Source organism: Planctomycetota bacterium (genome assembly GCA_026387035.1).
GTDB lineage: Bacteria > Planctomycetota > Phycisphaerae > FEN-1346 > FEN-1346 > JAPLMM01.
In genome coordinates, this window is sequence record JAPLMM010000066.1 from 1 (window position 1) to 9018 (window position 9018).

A 9018-nucleotide genomic window follows, 5' to 3' on the forward strand; every position below is an offset into this window, starting at 1 on the left:
CGCTGGCGGGCCGGCTGGGCGAGCGGGTGACGGGGGAAGCGGTCACGATCTGGGACAACGGTCTGGACCGGCGGACGATTCCGCAGGCGTTCGATTACGAGGGGATGCCGAAACGTCGGATCGCGCTCATCGAGGACGGCATGGCGAAGGCGGTGGCGACGAACTACGCGGTGGCGCGGCGGTTGGGGAAATGGCGTTCGACGGGGCACGGCCTGCCGGCGACGAGCGCGGGCGAGTGCCTGCCGATGCACTTATTTTTGAAGGGCGGGCGTTCGAGCGCGCGGCGTCTGGTCGCGGAGATGAAGTGCGGCCTCGTGGTGACGCGGTTTCATTACACGAACATCCTGGACCCGATGAAGACGGTCCTGACGGGGATGACGCGGGACGGGACGTTCCTGGTGGAGGACGGGGAAATCGTGGCCCCGGTGCGGAACTTGCGGTATACCCAGAACGTGTTGGAGGCACTGGGTCGGATGGACGGGGCGTCGCGGCGGCTCGTGCTCGTGCGCGGGCCGTACGTGGTGCCGACGGTGCGGATCCGCGGGGTGCAGTTCACGGGGACGACGGAGTTTTGAGAAGTGCGGAGTGCGGAGTGGGGAGTGTGGAGTGCGAAATGAAAGGGGGTCGCCATGCCGACGCCATCGGGCGAGTACAGAACCATCAAGGCTTTAGTGCTCGACTACATTCATCGTACAAACGGGCGGGTTGATTACGATGCTCTAACGTCCGAGGTGAAGAAGCACTTTCCCCAGAGCCTTTGGAAGAAAACACACTGGGTGTGGTACCGTTATCAAGCGACGCGGGGGCGGTTTAGGGACCTCTTGTCCGAAAAGGAGCGTGAGAACCTTCGAGCCGAAAAGGGCGAATGCCGGCGCGTCGGCAGAACAGCACCTGTCGCGCCCACCGCCGAGGCAGAGAGGCAGCCGATGGCAAGAGGCCCCCAGGCGCGCGATCCGGAGGTCAAACAGTTGGCCGACCCGATTCTGAACCGCGTGCGTTGCTTGATTGCGCGTGCCGCAGGCAAGGATGAGGTCCTGACGTTCAAGATCAACCGTTGGATATTCGCGCGACTCCTCCAGGACGAGATCCGCGTGAAGCGGCCTATCAAAAAGGCGCTCTGGGATTCGGGCCAGACAAGTTGCCAAGTCTGCCGCAAGGAATTCCATTCCCTCAAGGGCGTGGAAATCCACCGCAAAGACAGCACCAAGGGTTACAGCGAGAATAACTGCCTGCTGACCTGCCGCGAGTGTCACCAAGAACTTGCAGGCTAGCTGAAAGGCGTTTGTAGCCGGTTTCGCACGGCGGGTAAACCTGCGGGGCGCGCAGCGAAGGAGAGCGGGCGATGGCGAAAATTGCGATGATCGGGGCGGGAAGCCTGGTGTTCGCGAAGACCCTCGCGATGGACATCCTGGCGACGCCGGCCCTCCGGGGCGCGGAAATCCGCCTCATGAGCCGCACCAGACCGAAACTCGCGCAGATGGAACGGTTCGTCGAGCGCGTGATCCGCACGAATGGGTGCGAGGCGACGGTGTCGGCGACGCTGGACCGTCGCGAGGCGCTCCAGGGCGCGGACTACGTCATCGCGATGCTGCAGGTGGGCGGTCTGGAGGTGTTCCGCTCCGATTACGAGATCCCGCTGCGCTGGGGCGTGGACCAGTGCATCGGCGACACGCTCGGGCCGGGGGGCGTGATGCGGGCGCTGCGGACGATCCCGGTGATGGTCGAACTGGCGCGCGACATGGAGGCGCTCTGCCCGGAGGCGCTCCTCTTAAACTATGTCAATCCGATGGGTGCGGTGTGCGCGGCGCTGGGGCGGTCGGCCTCCGTCCAGTTCATCGGCCTGTGCCACGGTGTGCAGACGACGCTCGACCTGGTGAGCCGATACGTCGGCGTGCCGAAGGGCGAGATCGATTTCCTCGCGGCGGGGATCAACCACATGGCGTGGTTTCTGAGGCTGCGGGACAAGCGCGACGGTCGGGACCTCAATCCCATCTTGCGTGAACAGATCGAGAAGCCCGCCTATTACGTGAACGAGAAGGTGCGGTGCGAGGTGATGCGGCACTTCGGGTACTTCATGACGGAGAGCACGGGGCACCTGTCGGAATACCTGCCGTGGTTCCGCAGCCACAAGCGGGCCATGGACCTTTACTGCGACCAGCCGGACTTCGGCGGGGCGTCGGGGGCGTACTACCGCTACTCCACGATGCTGAAGGAGAAATACGAGGGCGTGGATTACCTGGAGGCGGAGGACCCGAAGATCCGCGGGCGGAGCGTCGAGTATTGCTCGTACATCCTGGAGGCGCACCAGACCGACGTGCCGTTCCGCTTGAACGGGAACGTGCGGAACGACGGGTACATCACGAACCTGCCGGCGGGCTGCTGCGTCGAGGTGCCGGTGTTCGTGGACGGGCGGGGATTTCATCCGGAGCGTGTGGGCGACCTGCCGGCCGGGTGCGCGGCGCTGAACCGCTCGAACGTCGCGGTGCAGGAGTTGACGGTGGAGGCGGCGCTGGCGGGGGACCCGGAGCGGGCGATGCAGGCGATTGCGGTGGACCCGCTCACAAGCGCGGTCCTGACGTTGAAAGAGGCGCGCGAGATGACGGCCGAGTTGCTGCGGGCGGAGGCCCCGTGGCTGCCGCAGTTCGAGGGCAAGCGTCTCCGGCCGGCGCCGACGATTGCGATACCGAAGGACGTCCGGGCGGTCGAGGTGCCGCTCGACCCGGCGCTGGTGATTGCGCGGCGGTTCGGTGAGTTGGCCGAGAGCAAGGTCCCCGCGAAGGGGGCGAGGAAGCCAAAACCGCCCGCGAGGAAACCCGGGGCCGCACGCACCCGAAAGAAAGGCAGGAAGCAATGAAAGCCCTCGTGTTGCATGGAACCCACGACCTTCGGGTGGAGGAGCGGCCGAAGCCGAAGCCGGGCCGGGGACAGGTCCTGATGCGCGTGCGGGCGGTCGGCGTGTGCGGGTCGGACGTGCATTACTATTCCCACGGGCGCATCGGGAAGCAGGTGCTCGGGGGGCCGCAGATTCCGGGCCACGAGGGCGCGGGCGAAGTGGCGGGCCTGGGCGAAGGGGTGACGGGCCTGGCGGTGGGCCAGCGTGTGGCGGTCGATCCGGCGCACTCGTGCGGGCACTGCGCGTGGTGCCTGACGGCCCGGCCGAACCTGTGCCCGAAGGTGAAGTTCCTCAGCACGCCGCCGGTGGACGGCCTGATGTGCGAGTACGCGGTGCTGGAGGCGTCGCAATGCCTCCCGGTGCCGGACTCGCTCAGCCTGGCGGAGGCGGCGATGCTGGAGCCGTTCCAGGTGTCGGTGCACGCGGCGAACCTGGTGGGGATGCGGCCGGGCGAGACGGTGGCGGTGGTGGGCGCGGGCGCGATCGGGCTGGGGTGCCTCCAGATGGCCCGCGCGGGCGGCGCGGCGCGCGTCATCGTGACGGACGTGGTGGACTACCGGCTGGCGATTGCGAAGCGGCTGGGGGCGGACGCGACGATCCACGTCGGGAAGGAAGACCCGGCGGAGGCGATGAATCGGCTGACGGACGGGCACGGGGCGGACCTGGTGTTCGAGTGCACGAACCGGGCGGCGGGGGTGGTGCAGGCGATCCAGGTCGCGGCGATCGGGGCGCGGGTGGCGTGCGCCGGCATTGCGGAGGAGGACACGATTCCGGTGGATCCGCACGAGGCTCGGCGGAAGGAGTTGAGCCTGGTGTTCGTGAGGCGATCGCGGGGGACGATGCGCCAGGCGCTCGCGCTGGTGGCGAGCGGGAGGGCGGACATCGCGAGTTTCGTCACGCACCGGTTCGACCTGGAGCACGCGGCCGAGGGGTTCGAGTTGATGGAGAAGTACGAGGATGGGATCATCAAGGCGCTGATTGAACCGTGAATGGAATGGCGAATGACGAAACCCGAAGGACGAATCAAACGACAAACGGCAAACAGCAATGACCAAACCGCGCGGGGTCGGCCGTCGCGGTAGGGGCGATGGGTGACGAGCCTTCGTCATTCGGATTTCGGGCTTGATTCGGCATTCGGGTTTCGGCATTCGTCATTCTTCGGTTCGCTTCCGAGCCGGGGCGGATGATAAAAGAGGATCCGGGCTCGCCGTTGCCCGGATCCTTCAAGGCAGGCTGCCCCCGAACAAGTCGGGGTTGACCCACAGCCTCACGGTCGAAGTATCGTCAAGAAGGCGGGTTCACTTGAGCGAAACCGGGCCCGGAAAGGGTCTGGCAGGGGTTTTTCCCTGGAATGGGGGGCCTAGGGCGGATAGACTGGGCGAACGGCGCGTGCCTCGGGAAGGGGCAGCGCCGGTGGTTTGCGCCGGCCGAGGGCGTTAAGGGAGGCGTCGCGACGTGATGACCCGAGGAAACACCTGTGTCGTGGGCCTGACGTGGGGCGACGAGGCCAAGGGCAAGATCGTGGACCTCCTGGCCGGTGAGCACGACCTGGTGGTCCGGTACAACGGGGGCAACAACGCCGGCCACACGGTGGCGTTCGGCGGGGAGACGTACAAACTGCACCTCGTGCCGTCCGGCATTTTCCACGAGCAGGTCCAGTGCGTCATCGGCGGCGGCGTGGTGGTGGACCCGCAGGTGCTCTTGGAAGAAATCGAGCGGCACGAGGGGGTGGCGCCGGGCCTGCGGGAGCGACTGAAGGTGTCGAGCCGGGCGCACACCATCTGGCCTTGGCACAAGCAGATCGAGGCCCTTTCGGAGAAGCACGAGGGGAAAGGCAAGATCGGGACGACGCTGCGCGGCATCGGCCCGGCGTACGCGGAGAAGGCGAACCGGGTGCACGCCATCCGGGCGGGCGAGTTCCTGAGGCCGGAGCACCTGGAGCCGAAGGTCCGCCGGATCGTGGCGGCGAAGAACCGCCTGTTCGCGGGCGTGTTCGGGGCCGAGCCGCTCGACGCGGATGCCGTCTGGCGGGAATATGCCGCCTACGGCGAGGAGGTCCGCCCCCTGATAGCCGACACGACGGCCCTGCTCTTGGACGCGGTGGCGGAGGGGAAGCGGATCCTCTTCGAGGGGGCCCAGGGGACGCTGCTGGACATCGACCACGGGACGTATCCATATGTCACGAGTTCGAACGCTTCGACGGCCGGCGTCTGGCCGGGCACGGGCGTGCCAGCGCGGGCGATCGACCAGGTGCTGGGCGTCGTCAAGGCGTACACGACGCGCGTCGGCGAAGGGCCGTTCCCGACGGAACTCGTGAACGCGATCGGCGACCAGATCCGCGAGCAGGGCAACGAGTACGGGACGACGACGGGCCGGCCGAGACGGTGCGGCTGGCTGGACGCGTTCGCGATCCGGTACTCGGCGAGGCTGAACGGCCTGGACGGGATCGTCATCACGCTCCTGGACGTGCTGGGCGGATTGCCGGAACTCAAGATTTGCACGGGGTACCGCGTGGGGCGGAAGCGGCTGGAGACGTTTCCGGACGACCCGCAGGTGCTGGCGGAGGCGGAGCCGATCCTGGAGACCCTCGAGCCGTGGGAAGAGAATATCTCGGGGGCGCGGTCGTTCGAGGAGTTGCCGCGGGCAGCCCGCGACTACGTGGAGCGCGTGGAGGAGTTGGTGGGGGCGCCGGTGATGCTGATCAGCGTGGGCCCGGACCGGGAACAGACGATCTTCCGCTCATAAATGAGCGGAATGACGAATTTTGAAATCCGAATGTCGAATCAAACGACAATGACCAATGACGAAAAAGAACCGGCGCCGTCAGCATTCGTCATTGCCTTTTCGCCATTCATTCATCATTCGGACTTCGTCATTCGTCATTGGAGGTCTGCGGGCAAGTGAGCATGGCCCGTAAGTGACGCGATGGGTAATACCCCATACATCCCCGAGGCGTTGGCCGACGTGCCGCGCGAGGCCCGGCCGAAGCGCGTGGCCATCGTGATGGACGGCAACGGGCGGTGGGCGCGCAAACGTGGATTGCCGCGGATCGAAGGTCACCGCCGCGGCGGTCAGGCGGCGCGCCGGATCGTCGAGGAATCGGCCCGGCTGGGCCTCGAGCAACTGACGCTGTATGCGTTTTCGAGCGAGAACTGGCGGCGTCCGGCGGACGAAGTCCGGTTCCTGATGGAACAACTGCGCCGGCAACTGTCGAAGGAACGGGCGACGGTCCTGGAGAACAACGTGCGCTTCGTGGTGATCGGCCGGCGGGACCGCATTCCGCCGGACACGCTGGCCGAGATAGACCGTCTGACGGCGGACTCGTCGGCGAACGCGGGCCTCGTGCTGTGCGCGGCGATCGATTACGGCGGCCGGCAGGAGATCGCGGACGCGACGCGCGACCTGGCGCAGCGCGCGCGGGACGGCCTGCTCGAGCCGGACGCCATCACGGAGGAGACGGTCGCCGGGGCGCTCTACACGGCCGGGATGGCGGACCCGGACCTTGTGATCCGGACGGCGGGCGAGATGCGGCTGTCGAACTTTCTTCTGTGGCAAATCTCGTACGCGGAATTGTGGGTGACGGAGACGCTTTGGCCGGACTTCAAGGAGGCGGACCTTCACGCGGCGATGCGGAACTACGCGTCGCGCGAGCGCCGCTTCGGCGGCCTGGGGCCGGAGAACCGACACGCATGAGCCAGCACACGACGCGCATCATGCTGGGGACGGTCCTGGTCGTCGCGGTGGGGGCGATTCTGTACGGCGACGTGGCGCTGTCGCGGTGGACGGGCTTGACGGCGGCGCCGGGGTTCTGGGTGCTGCTGGTGGCGTCGCTCGTGGCGGGGGCCGCCGAATTTTTCCGGATGCTGCGGGCGCGGGGCCTGCCGGCCCAGCCGGGGCTCGGCCTGGCGTTCGTTGTTATTTTGGTGGCGGCGGTGTTCGCGGAGACGCAACTGGAGCCCCGCATCCGCCCGTGGCTTTACCACCGCGGCCTGGAGGTGTACCTGCTGCTGATCGTGGGCCTGACGTTCGCGGCGTTCCTGGCGCAGATCGGGCGGGTGGAACGGTCCGGCAGCGACATGGGGCGGGCGCTGGCGAGCGTCGCGTGGACCGTCCTCGGGGTCCTCGCGGTGGGCCTGCTGGGGGTTTTCCTGGCGAAGGTGCGGTTCCTGTCGGACGACCCGATGCGGGGGCTCGGGTACCTCGCGCTGACGCTGGGCGTCGTCAAGGGGAGCGACGTCGGGGCGTACACGGTGGGGAGCCTGGTGGGCCGGCGCAAACTCGTGCCGACGCTCAGCCCCGCCAAGACGGTCGAGGGGATGGTCGGCGGGCTGGCGGCGGGGATCGGGGCCGCGATCGGAATCGGCGTGGGATGGTGCGGCTTCGCGTGGTGGCAGATGCTCATCTTCGGGTTGGCGGTGGCGACGGCCGGCGTCCTGGGGGACCTGGCGGAAAGCCTGATGAAGCGCGGTTGCGGGGTGAAAGACAGCGGTCGGGTTCCCGGCTTCGGGGGGGTGCTGGACATCATGGACTCGATGCTGGCGGCCGGGCCGGTGGCGTACCTGTTGCTCGTGGTATTGACCGGCGAGGCCTGGGGCGGATAATGGACCTTTCCGGGCCTGCGTCCCGGCAGGCGCCCTTCCCGAGGTCGGCAACGGCATGGAACGAACCTTCCAACTCGCCGGCGGGGAGTACCGCCGCCTGGTCTTCGGTCCGCGCGACAAGCACCTCCGGATGGTGCGCGAGGCGTTCGCGGTCCGCCTGACGGCCCGTGAAGGGGCGGTGCGTCTGGCCGGCTCGGCCGAGACCGTCCGCCAGGCCGAGACGGTCCTGGAGGAACTGGACCGGATGGCGGTGGACGGGCAGGTCGTCTCGGAGCGCGAGGTCCAGCAGGTGATCGATGCGGTGGCCCGCTCCGGCCGCGGACCGGAGGCTTTGGCGATCGAGGTGTACACGTCGGGCCGGCCGATCCGGCCGCAGACGCCCGGCCAACTCGTTTACTGCCGGGCCATCGAGGAGAACGACCTGGTCTTCTCGATCGGCCCCGCGGGGACCGGCAAGACGTACCTGGCGGTGGCGATGACGGTCCAGGCCCTCAAGAAGGGCCAGATCAAGCGCGTGGTGCTGGTGCGGCCGGCGGTGGAGGCGGGGGAACGGCTGGGCTTCCTGCCGGGCGACCTGGAGGCGAAGATCAACCCGTACCTGAGGCCGCTGCTGGACGCCCTGCACGACATGATGGGCTTCAAGCAGGTGCGGGCGCTGATGGAGACGGACGTCATCGAGATCATCCCGCTGGCGTACATGCGAGGCCGGACGCTCAACGACGCCACCATCATCCTGGACGAGGCGCAGAACACGACGACCGCCCAGATGAAAATGTTCCTGACGCGAATGGGGATGCGCTCCAAGATGATCGTCACGGGCGACATCACGCAGGTCGACCTGCCGGAAGGAACGAAGAGCGGCCTGGTGGACGCGTGGGAGAAACTGTCGGGGATCGACGGCATCGAGTTCCACGAGATGACGCGGCGGGACATTGTCCGCCATCGGCTGGTGCAGGAGATCGTGAACGCGTACGAGCGCGGCGAGCGGGGGACGGAGGACCGCAGCCGCGAACGCACCCGCCGCCGGCCGGCCGAGGAGCCATGAGGACGCCCGGGAACCATCAAGAGGCCGGACCGCGGCGCGCCGAGCGCCACGCGCGCGCTCCTGCCGCATCGGCGGCGAGGCGCCGCTGGAGGCGGATTATCGGTATCCGGGCCCGAAACCGCGGTCGCCGGAGACCGCCATCGTGATGCTCGCCGACACGGTGGAGGGGACGGCGCGGAGCCTGAAGGAGCCGACCGTACCGAAAATCCAGACGACGGTCCACGAAATGATCATGAAGCGCCTCCTGGATGGTCAACTGGACTCCAGCGGCCTGACCTTGAGCGACCTGCACCGAATAGAGGAGGTCTTGACGAAGACTCTTGCTTCAGTTTATCATAGCCGGGTGCCCTATCCGTCGGAGGAGCCGTCCGACGCCCAGGTCCAGGAGCCCGCGAGAGACGCAGGGGAGCGATCACACGGAACTTTGGACGGAGGACACGAGTAAGGTCTTGATTCAAGCCGGTCGCACGGAGAACTGA

Annotated in this window: 9 protein-coding genes; all 9 read left to right on the forward strand. The window is 67.3% G+C overall.

Annotated features, from left to right (window positions below; all coding sequences use genetic code 11):
• The coding region (locus tag NTX40_01975; GenBank protein MCX5647853.1) for a metallopeptidase TldD-related protein at positions 1–575 on the forward strand (575 nt) is incomplete at its 5' end.
• A 54-nt stretch (positions 576–629) separates the two neighbouring features.
• Positions 630–1271: a hypothetical protein gene (locus NTX40_01980; protein MCX5647854.1), complete on the forward strand. Its 642-nt coding sequence runs from the start codon at positions 630–632 to the stop codon at positions 1269–1271.
• Between the two features lie 71 nt (positions 1272–1342).
• Positions 1343–2854, forward strand: a complete 1512-nt coding sequence (melA, locus tag NTX40_01985) for an alpha-galactosidase (protein MCX5647855.1) — start codon at positions 1343–1345, stop codon at positions 2852–2854.
• Positions 2851–3882 (forward strand): NAD(P)-dependent alcohol dehydrogenase, encoded by a 1032-nt coding sequence (locus tag NTX40_01990; GenBank protein MCX5647856.1) that lies wholly within the window; start codon positions 2851–2853, stop codon positions 3880–3882. Before melA ends, NTX40_01990 begins: the two co-directional genes overlap by 4 nt.
• 469 nt (positions 3883–4351) lie before the next feature.
• The gene (locus NTX40_01995; protein MCX5647857.1) at positions 4352–5638 is read left to right on the forward strand and encodes an adenylosuccinate synthase; all 1287 of its coding nucleotides are present in this window, start codon (positions 4352–4354) and stop codon (positions 5636–5638) included.
• Between the two features lie 180 nt (positions 5639–5818).
• The gene (gene uppS, locus NTX40_02000; protein MCX5647858.1) at positions 5819–6586 is read left to right on the forward strand and encodes a polyprenyl diphosphate synthase; all 768 of its coding nucleotides are present in this window, start codon (positions 5819–5821) and stop codon (positions 6584–6586) included.
• Positions 6583–7494 (forward strand): phosphatidate cytidylyltransferase, encoded by a 912-nt coding sequence (locus tag NTX40_02005; GenBank protein MCX5647859.1) that lies wholly within the window; start codon positions 6583–6585, stop codon positions 7492–7494. Before uppS ends, NTX40_02005 begins: the two co-directional genes overlap by 4 nt.
• 55 nt (positions 7495–7549) lie before the next feature.
• Positions 7550–8539: a PhoH family protein gene (locus NTX40_02010; protein ID MCX5647860.1), complete on the forward strand. Its 990-nt coding sequence runs from the start codon at positions 7550–7552 to the stop codon at positions 8537–8539.
• Between the two features lie 142 nt (positions 8540–8681).
• Positions 8682–8984: a hypothetical protein gene (locus tag NTX40_02015; GenBank protein MCX5647861.1), complete on the forward strand. Its 303-nt coding sequence runs from the start codon at positions 8682–8684 to the stop codon at positions 8982–8984.
• Positions 8985–9018 lie beyond the last annotated feature (34 nt).